This window comes from Shewanella submarina (assembly GCF_042646185.1).
Lineage (GTDB): Bacteria > Pseudomonadota > Gammaproteobacteria > Enterobacterales > Shewanellaceae > Shewanella > Shewanella corallii.
On the sequence record NZ_JBHRTD010000023.1, the window covers coordinates 83,190 to 97,284 of the forward strand.

Annotated in this window: 11 protein-coding genes; 10 read left to right on the plus strand and 1 reads right to left on the minus strand. The window is 52.9% G+C overall.

Annotation, left to right across the window (positions count from 1 at the left end):
* Positions 1-3: 3 nt before the first annotated feature.
* The 8 genes from murD (at position 4) to lpxC (ending at position 9,562) form a co-directional block, all read left to right on the plus strand.
* Positions 4-1,347 carry a UDP-N-acetylmuramoyl-L-alanine--D-glutamate ligase gene (gene murD, locus ACFOE0_RS23150; protein ID WP_248937627.1) on the plus strand — a complete coding sequence of 448 codons (1,344 nt, stop codon included), beginning with the start codon at positions 4-6 and terminating at the stop codon, positions 1,345-1,347.
* Positions 1,337-2,551, plus strand: a complete 1,215-nt coding sequence (ftsW, locus tag ACFOE0_RS23155; protein ID WP_248937628.1) for a cell division protein FtsW — start codon at positions 1,337-1,339, stop codon at positions 2,549-2,551. The genes murD and ftsW overlap by 11 nt, the downstream gene beginning before the upstream one ends.
* Positions 2,552-2,554: 3 nt before the next feature.
* Positions 2,555-3,661: an undecaprenyldiphospho-muramoylpentapeptide beta-N-acetylglucosaminyltransferase gene (gene murG, locus ACFOE0_RS23160; RefSeq protein WP_248937629.1), complete on the plus strand. Its 1,107-nt coding sequence runs from the start codon at positions 2,555-2,557 to the stop codon at positions 3,659-3,661.
* Positions 3,662-3,663: 2 nt separating this feature from the next.
* Positions 3,664-5,109 carry a UDP-N-acetylmuramate--L-alanine ligase gene (murC, locus tag ACFOE0_RS23165; RefSeq protein WP_248937630.1) on the plus strand — a complete coding sequence of 482 codons (1,446 nt, stop codon included), beginning with the start codon at positions 3,664-3,666 and terminating at the stop codon, positions 5,107-5,109.
* A 130-nt stretch (positions 5,110-5,239) separates the two neighbouring features.
* Positions 5,240-6,004: a cell division protein FtsQ/DivIB gene (locus ACFOE0_RS23170; protein WP_248937631.1), complete on the plus strand. Its 765-nt coding sequence runs from the start codon at positions 5,240-5,242 to the stop codon at positions 6,002-6,004.
* Positions 6,005-6,007: 3 nt separating this feature from the next.
* On the plus strand, positions 6,008-7,243 hold the full coding sequence (gene ftsA, locus ACFOE0_RS23175) for a cell division protein FtsA (RefSeq protein WP_115138756.1): 1,236 nt from the start codon (positions 6,008-6,010) through the stop codon (positions 7,241-7,243).
* Positions 7,244-7,275: 32 nt separating this feature from the next.
* Positions 7,276-8,463 (plus strand): cell division protein FtsZ, encoded by a 1,188-nt coding sequence (ftsZ, locus tag ACFOE0_RS23180; RefSeq protein WP_248937632.1) that lies wholly within the window; start codon positions 7,276-7,278, stop codon positions 8,461-8,463.
* A gap of 181 nt (positions 8,464-8,644) precedes the next feature.
* Positions 8,645-9,562 carry a UDP-3-O-acyl-N-acetylglucosamine deacetylase gene (gene lpxC / locus ACFOE0_RS23185; RefSeq protein WP_115138758.1) on the plus strand — a complete coding sequence of 306 codons (918 nt, stop codon included), beginning with the start codon at positions 8,645-8,647 and terminating at the stop codon, positions 9,560-9,562.
* A gap of 10 nt (positions 9,563-9,572) precedes the next feature.
* Here lpxC and ACFOE0_RS23190 read toward each other — a convergent pair whose 3' ends face one another.
* Entirely contained in the window at positions 9,573-10,025 is a 453-nt protein-coding gene (locus ACFOE0_RS23190; RefSeq protein ID WP_115138759.1) for a DUF721 domain-containing protein, read from the minus strand.
* Between the two features lie 27 nt (positions 10,026-10,052).
* On the opposite strand from ACFOE0_RS23190, the gene ACFOE0_RS23195 reads away from it, so the two are divergent.
* Together ACFOE0_RS23195 and secA are read left to right on the plus strand one after the other, a co-directional pair.
* Positions 10,053-10,955 carry a M23 family metallopeptidase gene (locus ACFOE0_RS23195; protein ID WP_248937633.1) on the plus strand — a complete coding sequence of 301 codons (903 nt, stop codon included), beginning with the start codon at positions 10,053-10,055 and terminating at the stop codon, positions 10,953-10,955.
* A gap of 55 nt (positions 10,956-11,010) precedes the next feature.
* Positions 11,011-13,734 (plus strand): preprotein translocase subunit SecA, encoded by a 2,724-nt coding sequence (secA, locus tag ACFOE0_RS23200; RefSeq protein ID WP_248937634.1) that lies wholly within the window; start codon positions 11,011-11,013, stop codon positions 13,732-13,734.
* The last annotated feature ends 361 nt before the right edge of the window (positions 13,735-14,095 follow it).

The window sequence follows — 14,095 nt, forward strand, 5'->3', positions numbered from 1 at the left end:
GCGATGAGTAGTGCAGATGTAGCTATGACAGGCACAGCCCCAACCCACATTGTGCTGGGTCTTGGTGCTACTGGCCTGTCTGTAGTTCGTTACCTCTGCGCCAGGGGCATAGTGCCCATGGTGATGGATAGTCGGGATAACCCGCCCGGTGCCGCTGATCTGGCCCGTGAGTTTCCTGATGTGGTGCTTGGCAGCGGTGGTTTTGATTGTCGTTATCTGGTGCAGGCGCAGCAGATCATTATCAGCCCGGGAATTGCCCTGAGCACGCCTGAAGTGCGGGCCGCGCTGGATATGGGCATAGAGGTGATTGGTGATATCGAACTGTTCGCCCGTGACCTGAAAGATCAATCGCCCAAAACTATTGGTATTACGGGTTCCAACGGTAAAAGCACTGTGACCACTCTGGTGGGACTGATGGCTGAAGCCGACGGTAGATCTGTGGGTGTTGGCGGCAATATTGGTACGCCTGCGCTGGATCTGCTGGGTAAAGGCCATGAGCTGTATGTACTTGAGTTGTCCAGTTTTCAGCTGGAAACCACCCAGAGTCTGAACTGTGTTGCGGCGACTTGCCTGAATATCAGCGAAGACCATATGGACAGGTACACAGATCTGGTTAGCTATCGATTCGCCAAAATGGGTCTGTATCGCCAGAGCCATCTGGATCTGTACAACAGAGAAGATGAGCTGACGCTGCCGCTGGAGCCGGGCAATCGCGAGAGCTTTGGTTTGGACAATCCTCAGGGTGATGACTGGGGTATTCGTGATGGCATGTTGGTTCATGGCACATCAGAAATTATGCCTGTAGGCGATGTCGCGCTGATAGGCCGTCATAACGTGGCCAATGTGCTGGCGGCGATGGCATTGGCTTACGCCGCAGGTATCAGCAAGGCTGCCATGGTGAAAGTGGCTGCCAGCTTTACCGGCTTAAGCCACAGATGCGAGCGGGTTGCCCGCCGTAACAGTGTGACCTGGGTAAATGACTCCAAGGCGACCAACGTGGGAGCGACAGCCGCAGCGTTGGCAGGACTTGAAGATTACCCGGGCAAGGTGATTTTAATCGCCGGTGGTGATGGTAAAGGCGCAGATTTCTCATCGCTGCAGCCATTGCTGGAGAAGGTGGCGACTGTGATTACTCTGGGTCGTGACGGCCACAGAATCGCAGCTCTGAAAGAGGGCGCCATTGAGGTGCAGGATATGGCTCAGGCAGTGACCAGAGCTGCCCAGCTGGCTGAAGCCGGTGACATTGTGCTCCTGTCTCCTGCCTGTGCGAGCCTGGATATGTATCCGCACTTTATGGCCCGGGGGGATGACTTCAGGGCTCAGGTGGAGGCTCTGGATGGCCAGTAACGAACGTCAGTTGGGGCTGTTTGAACGCCGTCCTGACTGGCCGTGGCGGAACTGGTTAGGCGGTGGTGACGCACCCGGCATGCAGCTGTATGACAGAAGCCTGCTGGGTACTGTGCTGGCACTGATCGCGTTTGGTTTTGTAATGGTGATGTCGGCCTCGTTGGCCGAAGCCCAGACCCTGACCGGTAACCCGTTCCACTTTGTGGTTCGACATCTGGTCTATTTGGCCGGTTGTGTGGTGATTGCCGCCGGGGTGTTGAGAGTACCTATCGTCTATTGGGATAAGTACAGCAACAAATTGCTCTTTACCGTACTGGGGATGTTGCTGCTGGTGTTGGCCGTGGGACACACGGTTAATGGTGCAACCCGCTGGCTGGCTGTGGGGCCGATCCGTATCCAGGTTGCTGAGTTGGCCAAGTTTGCCTTTGCAATCTATATGGCGGGCTACCTGGTCAGACGGCACGAAGAGATTCGGGAAAACGCCAAAGGCTTTTACAAGCCGATTGGAGTGCTGGCGGTTTATGCCTTCTTGATTCTGCTGCAGCCGGATCTGGGCACTGTGGTGGTGCTGTTTGTGATTACCGTTGGTCTGTTGTGGCTGGCGGGCGCCAGATTGAAGGATTTCATTATCCTGATCATGGCGGGTTTGGCGCTGTTCGTGCTGCTGGTTGTAGCCGAGCCATACCGGATGCGAAGGGTAACCTCCTTCCTGGATCCCTGGCAGGATCCCTTTGGCACGGGGTACCAGTTAACTCAGTCTTTGATGGCCTATGGTCGTGGCGACTGGTTTGGTCAGGGGCTGGGCAACAGTATTCAGAAACTTGAATACCTGCCGGAAGCGCACACTGACTTTATCTTCGCTGTAGTAGGTGAAGAGTTGGGCTTTGTCGGCATTATCGCCGTGTTGTCAGTACTCATGTTCTTGGTGATTCGGGCGGTGCAGATTGGCAACTGGTGTCTGACCTCAGACAAGGCATTTGAAGGTTATCTGGCCTATGGCCTGGGGATCTGGATAGGGTTCCAGACCGTGGTGAACATAGGCGCTAGTATCGGCATGTTGCCGACCAAAGGATTGACCCTGCCCTTTATCAGCTATGGGGGCAGTAGTTTATGGGTTATGACAGCCGCAGCCATGATTTTGCTGCGGATTGATTATGAGAGACGCCTTAGTCAGGTCCAGGCGGTACAGGGCAAAGGCAAATAACTGATGGCCGAGAAGAAAGTGGAAAAACGAATTCTGGTAATGGCAGGTGGAACCGGGGGACATGTGTTTCCGGCGCTGGCTGTTGCCAAAGCATTGGCCAAACAGGGATGGCAGGTCAGATGGCTGGGTACAGCCGACCGAATGGAGGCGCGACTGGTTCCTCAGTATGGCTTTGATATCAACTTTATCGATATCAAGGGAGTACGTGGTAACGGTTTGATCCGCAAATTGGCAGCGCCATTTAAGATCCTGCGCTCCATTATGCAGGCGCGGACTGTGATAAACGAGTTCAAACCCGATGTCGTGCTGGGTATGGGCGGCTTCGCCAGTGGCCCGGGCGGTGTAGCAGCCAGGTTGGCCGGTGTGCCTTTGGTACTGCATGAGCAGAATGCGATTCCCGGTATGACCAACAAATTGTTGTCCCGGATAGCAGCCAGGGTGCTTTGCGCCTTTGATAACGGCACATTTACCGGATTGCGTGATGACGCTCAGGTGGTTGGCAATCCGATCCGGGAAGAGCTGATGCAATTGGGGGCATGTCCCAGAGTCTGTAAAGACGATCAGGCACTGAAAGTCCTGGTGGTCGGTGGCAGCCTGGGAGCCAAGGTATTCAACGATCTGATGCCGGATGTGGTTGCCGCGCTGAGTAAGCAGCAGTCGGTCACTGTGTGGCATCAGGTTGGCAGAGATAATGAAAGTCAGGTCAAAGCGCACTATCAGCAGCTGGGACAGGACGGCGGCGTAAAAGTCGCCGAGTTTATCGATGATATGGAAGCGGCTTATCGCTGGGCTGACGTTGTGGTCTGCCGTAGTGGTGCCTTGACTGTATCTGAGCTGGCAGCGGTTGGGCTGCCGAGTCTGTTGGTGCCATATCCACACGCTGTGGATGACCATCAGACGCTGAACGCCAAGGTGTTGGTGGATGCAGGTGCTGCGTTCCTGCTGCCACAGCCCATAGTCAGTGTTGAGAAGCTGGCCGACAAGCTGCAAATGCTGGCCAGTGACAGAGAAGAATTGGTCCGTATGGGACAAAGAGCCAGAGAAGTGGCGGTGTTGGATTCCACTACCAGGGTTGCAGATATCTGCAAGGCTCTGGCTGAAAAAGGTTAAACATGAGAACGACAGAGAAGTACAAGCAGTTCCGTAAAATGATCCCCGAGATGCGTCGGGTACGTCGAATCCACTTTGTGGGTATCGGCGGTGCTGGTATGGGCGGTATCGCGGAAGTACTGGTTAATGAAGGTTATGACGTCAGCGGTTCGGATATTGCTCAGAGCGCGTTGACAGATCGCCTGCTGGCACTGGGTGCCGAAATCACCATAGGCCATACACAGGAGTGTATGAAGGATGCCGACGTGGTGGTGGTATCTACGGCGATTAATCAGGAGAACTCTGAAATTGCCTACGCCAGAGAGCAGCGTATTCCCGTGGTGCGCCGTGCTGAGATGCTGGCTGAGCTGATGCGTTACCGTCACGGTGTGGCTGTTGCCGGTACCCATGGCAAGACCACGACCACAAGTTTGATCGCCAGCGTGTATGGCGAAGCTGAGCGTGACCCGACTTTTGTTATCGGTGGTTTGCTTAACAGTGCCGGTACCAATGCCCGCCTGGGCAGCAGCCGTTATCTGATTGCCGAGGCCGACGAGAGCGATGCCAGTTTCCTGCATCTGCAACCTATGGTGAGTGTGGTCACCAATATCGAAGCCGACCATATGGATACCTATGGCGGTGACTTTGAACAACTGAAGACCACCTTCGTGGACTTCCTGCACAACCTGCCGTTTTACGGTGTGGCTGTAATGTGTATCGACGATCCTGTGGTGCGCGAAATTTTGCCGCGAATCGGTCGCCATATAGTGACCTACGGCTTCAGTGACGATGCCGACGTGCAGGCACTGAATTTTGAGCAAAAAGGCCATCAGTGCAGTTTCACCCTGCGCCGCAGAGATAAAGACGATCTGGATCTGGTGCTGAATTTGCCAGGCCGTCACAACGTGCAGAACGCATTGGCAGCCATTGCAGTGGCCACTGAGGATGATATCGACGATGACGCCATTGTGCGTGCATTGGCGAGCTTTGAGGGTATTGGCCGTCGCTTCCAGCATTTGGGCGAGTACGACACTGCCAACGGTAAGGTGATGCTGGTTGATGACTATGGACATCACCCCAGTGAGGTAGCTGCCACCATTAAGGCTGCTCGCGCCGGCTGGCCGGACAAGCGTTTGGTGATGGCCTATCAGCCGCACAGATACACCCGTACCCGGGATCTGTATGAGGATTTCGTGGATGTGCTGTCCCAGGTGGATGTGCTCCTGTTGCTGGATGTGTATGCCGCCGGAGAAACACCGATTGCCGGTGCCGATGGCCGGGCGTTGAGTCGCTCCATCAGGGTGCGTGGGCAGGTTGATCCTGTGTTTGTTGCGACCCCTGAGCAGTTGCCGGAGATGCTGCCGGACATTCTGCAGGATGGTGATCTGTTGCTGACTCAGGGGGCAGGCAATATCGGTGCATTATCCCGTGAGCTTGCCAGTACCAAACTGGGCTTTGATAAAAAGTAAAAATAACGCCATCGCAGTTTGAAATTTGAACTGTAACCCGGTGCTTTAAATGAATTTTTGACCCCGGGGGTGAGCGCTATATAATTGCCGGTTTTCGCCATGCGTAGCCGGTGTATGGGGCGGAAACAGTGTGAGCTGGAAGGATAAGATGCGCCACTGGCGGCAACGACTTGCTGCAGTGGATTGGTACTTGGTCAGTGGGCTGGCATTTTTGCTGCTGGTGATCAGTGCCTTTTCCCTGAGCGCACTGAGGTTACACGACCTGCTTGGCGACGCTGAGGCGTTGCCCATCGAGTCTGTGATTATCAAGGGCGATCGGCAATATACCAGTGATGCCGAAATCCAGGCCGCCCTGCAAAGCCTGATGCGCAGAAGCTTTTTCAGCGCAGACGTTAATCAGGTGCAGGAAGCACTGGAAGAGCTGCCCTGGGTATACCAGGCATCGGTCAGAAGAAAGTGGCCGGCGCGTCTGAAGGTGTTTTTGCAGGAACAACAACCGGTCGCCCACTGGAATGGCGACAAGTGGTTGAACGAACACGGGCAGGTGTTTGAGGCCCCCGATAAAGAGGGGATAGATCAACTGCCGCAACTGGCGGGTCCTGATGCCATGGCAAAGGATGTGTTGACCAGTTACAGACAAATCAGGGAGCTATTGCAAATCAATGGCTTCGGATTGAAGAGTTTAAGTTTGAACGCCCGTCATGCCTGGCGGGCCGTGCTCGACAACGGCGTGATGCTGGAGTTGGGGCGCGAAGATAAAATGGCGCGGATACAGAGGTTTATTAATGTGTATCCGGTATTGGCCAAGCAGCCGAACAAGGTCGCGCGGGTAGACCTGCGTTATGACACTGGGCTGGCAGTCGGCTGGGATGATGCACAACAAGAGAGTCGTTAAAGAATGACCAAGAACCTGGATAGAAATCTCATTGTTGGCCTGGACATTGGTACGTCCAAGGTTGCCGTGATCATCGGTGAAGTGATGCCAGATGGCGAGATCAGTGTGATCGGCCTGGGCAATCATCCGTCCCGGGGGATGGACAAGGGTGGGGTAAACGACCTCGACTCAATCGTTCGCAGCGTGCAGCGGGCATTGGATCAGGCTGAATTGATGGCGGACTGTCAGGTGTCATCTGTATACCTGAGCATTTCCGGCAAGCATATCGCCTGTCAGAACGAAAACGGCATGGTCTCCATCAATGATGAAGAGGTGACCCAGGAAGATGTGGACAACGTCATCCACACCGCCCGCTCGGTAAAAATACCGACAGAGCGTCGTATCCTGCATGTGTTGCCTCAGGAGTACGCGATTGATGTTCAGGAAGGTATCCGCAGCCCAATTGGTATGTCGGGCATGCGTATGGAAGCCAAGGTGCATATCGTCACCTGTGCCAACGATATGGCCAAGAACATCACCAAGAGTGTTGAGCGCTGCGGCCTGAAGGTGGATGACCTGGTGTTTTCCGGTATCGCCTCTGCTGATTCAGTGCTGACCAATGACGAGAAAGATCTGGGTGTCTGCATAGTGGATATCGGTGGTGGTACTACAGATATCGCGGTGTACACCAATGGGGCTTTACGTCACTGCGCCGTGGTGCCGGTAGCTGGTAACCAGGTGACCAATGACATTGCCAAGATTTTCCGTACTCCTCTGTCTCACGCTGAGCAGATCAAAGTGCAGTACGCCAGTGCGCGCAGTGCTGCTGTGAGTCGGGAAGACAGTATTGAGGTGCCTTCCGTGGGTGGTCGTCCATCCCGCACCATGTCCCGCCATACATTGGCGGAGGTGGTAGAGCCAAGGTATCAGGAATTGTTTGAACTGGTTCTCAAGGAGCTGCGTGACAGCGGACTTGAGGAGCAGATTGCTGCCGGGATTGTATTGACCGGTGGTACCGCATCCATTGAGGGTGCAGTCGAAGTAGCGGAAGCGACCTTCGGCATGCCGGTCAGGGTGGCATCACCTCTGCCGGTTAAAGGGTTACATGAATATGTCGACCAGCCTATCTATGCAACCGGGGTAGGTTTGTTGCATTACGGCGCCAGACAGGTACTGGAACGTCAGTACGAACGTCCTGAGCGCCAGGGGGTTACCAGTCTCTGGAATCGGGTTCAGAGCTGGTTTAAAGGCGAGTTTTAAAAGATAACGCAGGCAACAACGGAGAATTGACCATGTTTGAGATCATGGACACCCATTCCGACGAAGCGGTGATTAAAGTCATCGGTGTCGGTGGCGGCGGTGGTAACGCCGTCGAACATATGGTGAAGCACAACATCGAAGGTGTTGAATTCATCGCAACCAATACAGATGCGCAGGCTCTGCGTAAGTCAGCAGCTGGCTCCACTATTCAGCTGGGCCGTGATGTGACCAAAGGTCTGGGGGCTGGAGCCAACCCGGAAATCGGTCGTCTTGCTGCTGAAGAAGACAAAGAAAACATCCGTGCTGCGATCAAAGGGTCAGATATGATCTTTATCGCGGCCGGTATGGGTGGTGGTACAGGTACTGGTGCTGCTCCGGTAGTGGCTCAGATTGCCCGTGAAGAGGGTATCCTGACTGTTGCTGTGGTAACCAAGCCGTTCCCGTTTGAAGGTAAGAAGCGTATGACCTTCGCGGAGCAGGGTATTGGTGAGCTGGCCAAGCATGTTGACTCGCTGATCACCATTCCTAATGAAAAGCTGCTGAAAGTGCTGGGGCGTGGTACGTCTCTGCTGGATGCCTTTGCTGCTGCCAACAATGTATTGCTGGGCGCGGTACAGGGTATTGCCGAACTGATCACCCGTCCGGGCCTGATTAACGTCGACTTTGCAGACGTTAAGACTGTTATGTCCGAAATGGGTAATGCCATGATGGGTACTGGTGTGGCTTCCGGTGAAGACCGTGCAGAAGAAGCCGCCGAAGCGGCTGTTGCCAGCCCATTGCTGGAAGATATCGATCTGGCAGGTGCACGCGGCGTACTGGTGAACATCACCGCCGGTATGGATATGAGCATCGAAGAGTTCGAGACTGTAGGTAACCATGTTAAGGCTTACGCTTCTGACAATGCCACAGTAGTTGTTGGTGCGGTGATTGACCCTGAAATGAGCGATGAGCTGCGCGTAACTGTGGTTGCCACTGGTATTGGCGCTGAGAAGAAGCCTGATATCCAGCTGGTATCCAAGCCTGCTCCACGTCCAGAGCCTGAAGTGCGTGTGGAAACTCCGGTTTACGCCGAGGAAACTCCAGCACCTCAGCCATCTGCCATGGGCAATACTGCGCCTCAGCAGACTCAGGCCAAGCCTCAGCCTGCAGCGGCTCCAGCGCCAAAGAATGATCTGGATTATCTGGATATTCCAGCGTTTTTGCGTAAGCAGGCAGACTGATAAAAGCTGTGTTGACAGGGCGAAGGCAGACACTGTTGCCTGGTGATTGCCCGCCCGTCAATTGCAGGAATTTTTGCCAATTGGTGGTTTTGTGCTAGCATATCCGACCAGCTTGAGCTGGAGGGGCTGTTTTTAGCAACAATAACACCAGCGATTTGTTGAGACTTACACGGGTAACTGAATGATTTTTCAAAGAACTGTTCAAAAAATGGTAAAGACCACCGGCGTTGGCCTGCATTCGGGCAACAAGGTGACTTTGACCATCAAACCCGCGCCGATTAACTCGGGTATTAAACTCGTGCGCACCGATCTTGAACCAGCAGTGGTGATTCCAGCTATTGCGGATCAGGTTCGTGAAACCACCATGTGTACAGCACTGGTGAACGATGAAGGCGTACGTATCTCAACAATCGAGCACCTGTTCGCTGCCCTGGCTGGCCTGGGTATCGACAATGCCATTATCGAAGTGGATGCACCTGAAATCCCAATTATGGATGGCAGCGCCAGCCCATGGGTATTCCTGTTGCAAACCGCTGGTATTGAACAGCAGCGTGCAGCCAAAAAATATCTGCGTATTAAGCGTACCGTTCGTGTTGAAGACGGAGACAAGTGGGCCGAACTGCGTCCATTCAATGGTTTCCGTGTGAACTTCGCCATCGACTTTGCGCATCCTGAAATTGCCCGCAGTCAACAGCACATGGTAATGGATTTCTCTACCGATGCTTTTGTCAAAGATATCAGCCGCGCCCGTACTTTCGGATTTATGCGTGATATCGAATACCTGCGTGCCAACAACTTGGCGTTGGGTGGCAGCATGGAAAATGCGGTTGTGCTTGATGAATACCGCGTCCTCAACCCCGATGGTCTGCGTTATGAGGATGAGTTTGTTAAGCACAAAATTCTGGATGCATTCGGTGATCTGTATGTATCAGGTCATGCGATTCTGGGTGAGTTCTGTGCCTACAAGACTGGCCATGCTCTGAATAACCAATTGGTTAGAGCTGTGCTGGCACAGGAAGATGCCTGGGAGTTGGTGAGCTTCGATAATGAAGCTGAAGTGCCAGTACGCTTCGCCTCCGGTGCAATGGCACTGGCATAAATTCGAAATGTTATGACTGCCGATTACGGCTGGCTAATGCAGCCAGCCGTTTTAGTTTCTGGGCCAGACTGCCATCGGTATGCTCTGCCAGGGCTTCAATATGAGCTGCAGCATCTGGCGATAGTTGCCTGTGCGTGATTTTGGACTCAGTCGCTCTTATGGCCAACGCCGGGTTGACTTTGACCTCGATAGCAGTAAGCATTGGGAGCGTTTGTGCCTGAAGTTGCGTCAATAACATGGACTTTTGAAAGTTGATGCGGGCTGCCCAGGCAGCAGAGGTGGTTTCGATCACCAGCACGCCCTCGCGGAGATTAGCCACCTGGAGCTGCTCGGCAACGTGCTCTGACAGCATTTGTTTGACCTGCTGATCCAATTGTCTCAGTAACTCTGCTTTCTCTGCCAGATTTGGCAGTTTACCTGAGTGATGCATGAGTCGACTGAGGTCTTGAGGGTGCTTTTTCATAGAAAAACGAGATGGCTAACTAAGGCTATGAGTGTAACAGTTTTAATTCAGGGTCGGAACGGGGTTACCCGTTGGCAACCGGGCAAAAGCTGGTTGGTGCTGCCAATACTATTATTGGCAGCAGGGGCTGGTGTCGCGCAATATTCCTTCGAAAAATTTTCCAATCAAGAAACGCGTGTAGATAGTGAGCGTCAGGCTCGCAAAGTTCAACAGCAACAAGTTGAAGATCTCAAGCACGCTACCGAATCCCAATTGGCCACCCTGGCTGCCCATGTCGCGCGTATGCAGGCGGAAATGACCCGTCTGGAAGCCATGGGGCAACAGGTTGCCCAAACTTATAAACTCGAGGACCAATTCGACTTCTCCGCCAAAGCCGGCGTGGGAGGTATGAGTGATCTCGGGCAAAGCATTGAACTGGATCAGTTGATCCAGGACATGGATGCCATGGTGCAGCGGATGGACACAAGCAAAGTTCAGCTTCCGCTACTTGAAACTGTGGCGTCCAATCTCCATATAGATCAGGAGCGATATATTTCCGGTCGACCAATTGGCAAAGGTTGGTTGTCTTCCCCTTATGGGCTAAGGAATGATCCATTTAATGGACGTCGCACCATGCATAAAGGCATCGATTTCGCGGGCAGTGAAGGGGCTGATGTCATTGCCACTGCCGGCGGTGTAGTAACTTGGGCAGGCAGTATGTTTGGTTATGGTAATTTGGTTGAAATAGACCATGGTAATGGACTTCGAACCCGTTACGGCCATAACAAGACGGTTCATGTCAGCGTAGGTGACGTCGTTGCCAAAGGTGCAAAGATTGCCAGTATGGGAAGCACAGGAAGGTCGACAGGCCCTCATGTGCATTATGAGGTGTTGCGGGGTGGACAGCAGATCGATCCGAGTAAGTACGTCTACCGCAAAGCAAATAATTAATCCTGGCTCACACCATGAATAGTGGAACAGCCTACAAAGATAATAAGTGAATCAGATGTTTGGTAATTTACTGACAAAAATTTTTGGCAGTCGCAATGACCGCACCCTTAAGTCCCTTGGCAAAGCCGTCGACAAAATCAATGCACTGGAAGCAGAATTCGAAAAACTCACCGATGAAGAACTGAAAGCAAAGACTGCTGAGTTCCGTGAGCGCCTGGAGAAAGGCGAAACTCTCGAGTCCCTTATCCCTGAATCTTTCGCCACTGTGCGTGAAGCGTCCAAGCGCGTATTTGAGATGCGCCACTTCGACGTTCAGCTCATCGGTGGCATGGTACTGGACAGTAACCGCATCGCCGAGATGCGTACCGGTGAAGGTAAAACCCTGACCGCGACTCTGCCAGCTTACCTGAACGGCCTGACCGGCAAAGGTGTTCACGTCATTACCGTGAACGACTACCTGGCCCGTCGTGACGCCGAAACCAACCGTCCACTGTTTGAATTCCTGGGTATGAGCGTCGGCATCAACGTTGCCGGTCTGAGTCCAGACCAGAAGAAAGACGCCTATAACTCAGATATTACCTACGGTACCAACAACGAGTTTGGTTTCGATTATCTGCGTGACAACATGGCTTTCTCTCCTGCTGAACGTGTGCAGCGTCCACTGCACTACGCGCTGATCGATGAGGTTGACTCCATCCTGATCGATGAAGCCCGTACTCCGTTGATTATCTCCGGTGCGGCAGAAGACAGCTCTGAGCTGTACACCAAGATGAATACCCTGATCCCCCATCTGGTACGTCAGGATAAAGAAGATACTGAAGAGTATGTTGGTGAAGGTGACTACACCATAGATGAAAAAGCCAAGCAGGTTCACCTGACTGAACGTGGTCAGGAGAAGATTGAGCAGCTGCTGATTGAAAAAGGCATGCTGCCTGAAGGTGACTCTCTTTATTCAGCGGCCAACATCTCATTGCTGCATCACGTAAACGCCGCTCTGCGTGCTCACACCCTGTTTGAAAAGGATGTGGACTATGTGGTTCAGAATGGTGAAGTGGTGATTGTTGATGAGCACACTGGCCGTACCATGGCTGGTCGTCGTTGGTCCGAAGGTCTGCACCAGGCGGTAGAAGCTAAAGAAGGTGTGAAGATCCAGAACGAAAACCAGACCCTGGCCTCTATTACTTTCCAGAACTACTTCCGTCAGTACGACAAGCTGGCTGGTATGACAGGTACCGCAGATACCGAAGCTTTCGAATTCCAGAGCATTTATGGCCTGGATACCGTAGTAGTACCAACCAACCGTCCAATGGTTCGTAACGACATGGCTGATCTGGTTTATCTGACCGCTGCCGAGAAGTACAACGCCATCATTGCAGACATTAAAGACTGTCGTGAGCGTGGCCAGCCTGTGTTGGTGGGTACTGTTTCTATCGAACAATCTGAATTACTGTCTCACCTGCTCAACCAGGATAAGATCCCGCACCAGGTACTGAACGCCAAGTTCCACGAAAAAGAAGCTGAAATTGTTGCTCAAGCGGGTCGTGCAGGTGCAGTCACCGTTGCTACCAACATGGCCGGTCGTGGTACCGATATCGTGCTGGGTGGTAACTGGAAGTCAGAAATTGAAGCCCTGGGTGAACCCTCCGAAGAGCAGGTTGCTGCAATCCGTGCCGATTGGCAGGAGCGCCATGATGCCGTAGTGGCTGCAGGTGGTCTGCATATTCTGGGTACCGAGCGTCACGAATCCCGCCGTATCGACAACCAGCTGCGTGGTCGTTCCGGCCGTCAGGGTGATGCCGGTTCATCCCGTTTCTATCTGTCCATGGAAGACAGCCTGATGCGTATCTTCGCCTCCGAGCGTGTATCCAACATGATGAAAGCGCTGGGCATGGAAGAGGGCGAGGCTATCGAGCACAAGTGGGTATCCCGCGCCATTGAAAACGCCCAGCGTAAAGTTGAAGCCCGTAACTTCGATATCCGTAAGCAATTGCTGGAATTCGATGACGTGGCCAACGACCAGCGTCAGGTGGTTTATGCTCAGCGTAATGAGCTGATGGATGCCGAAAGCATTGAAGACACGATCAAGAATATCGAATTCGACGTACTGGCTTCGCTGATCGATCAGTACATCCCACCTCAGTCTGTTGAAGAACTGTGGGACGTACCTGGCCTTGAGCAGCGTCTGCACCAGGAGTTCGCTCTGCAACTGCCGGTACAGAAGTGGCTGGACGAAGAGGAAGACCTTTACGAAGATACGCTGCGTGAGCGCATCATCGACGCCTGGAGCACATCTTACAAAGCGAAGGAAGAGATGGTCGGTGCGCCGGTTCTGCGTCAATTCGAAAAAGCGGTAATGCTGCAGACTCTGGATGGTCTGTGGAAAGAGCACCTGGCTGCAATGGATCATCTGCGTCAGGGTATTCACCTGCGTGGTTATGCGCAGAAGAATCCTAAGCAGGAATACAAACGTGAATCCTTCGAGCTGTTCCAGCAGATGCTGGAAAGCCTGAAGCATGATGTGATCAGCATTCTATCCAAGGTTCAGGTACAGGCTCAGTCTGATGTAGATGAGATGGAAGAGCGTCGTCGCCAGGAAGAAGCTAAACTGCAACGTGATTTCCAACACGCAGAAGCGGAATCAGTTACCGGCGAGCCAGCTATGCCAGAACAGCAGGGTCATGTACCAACAGTTCGCCAGGGCGAAAAAGTTGGCCGTAACGATCCTTGCCCATGTGGCAGTGGTAAGAAGTACAAACAGTGCCACGGTAAACTGAGCTGATAGCAATAGTACAAATATAGAAAAGGCGACCTTAGGGTCGCCTTTTTACTTATATAGCTAATAAGTACTAATCAAATACTCGCTGAACACAGAATTAAATAAACTTAGCTTGATTAATACAGGCTAAAAACTGGCTAAAAATAAGCCTTCTGTTGATAACTCTGGGGGTAACCCGTAGTTAGTTTGTGCTTAACCCATAAATCATCAAAAAGTGCGAATTTTCTTTGAAAAAGGGCTTGCGCAAATAATTCAGCTCCCTATAATGCGCCTCCATCGACACGGCACAACGGGCAGCAAAGCTTGATGAGCAGGTCGAGAGGGAAGGTCGCTAACGGCAACTGCCCCTGGCATGAAAAGCCTC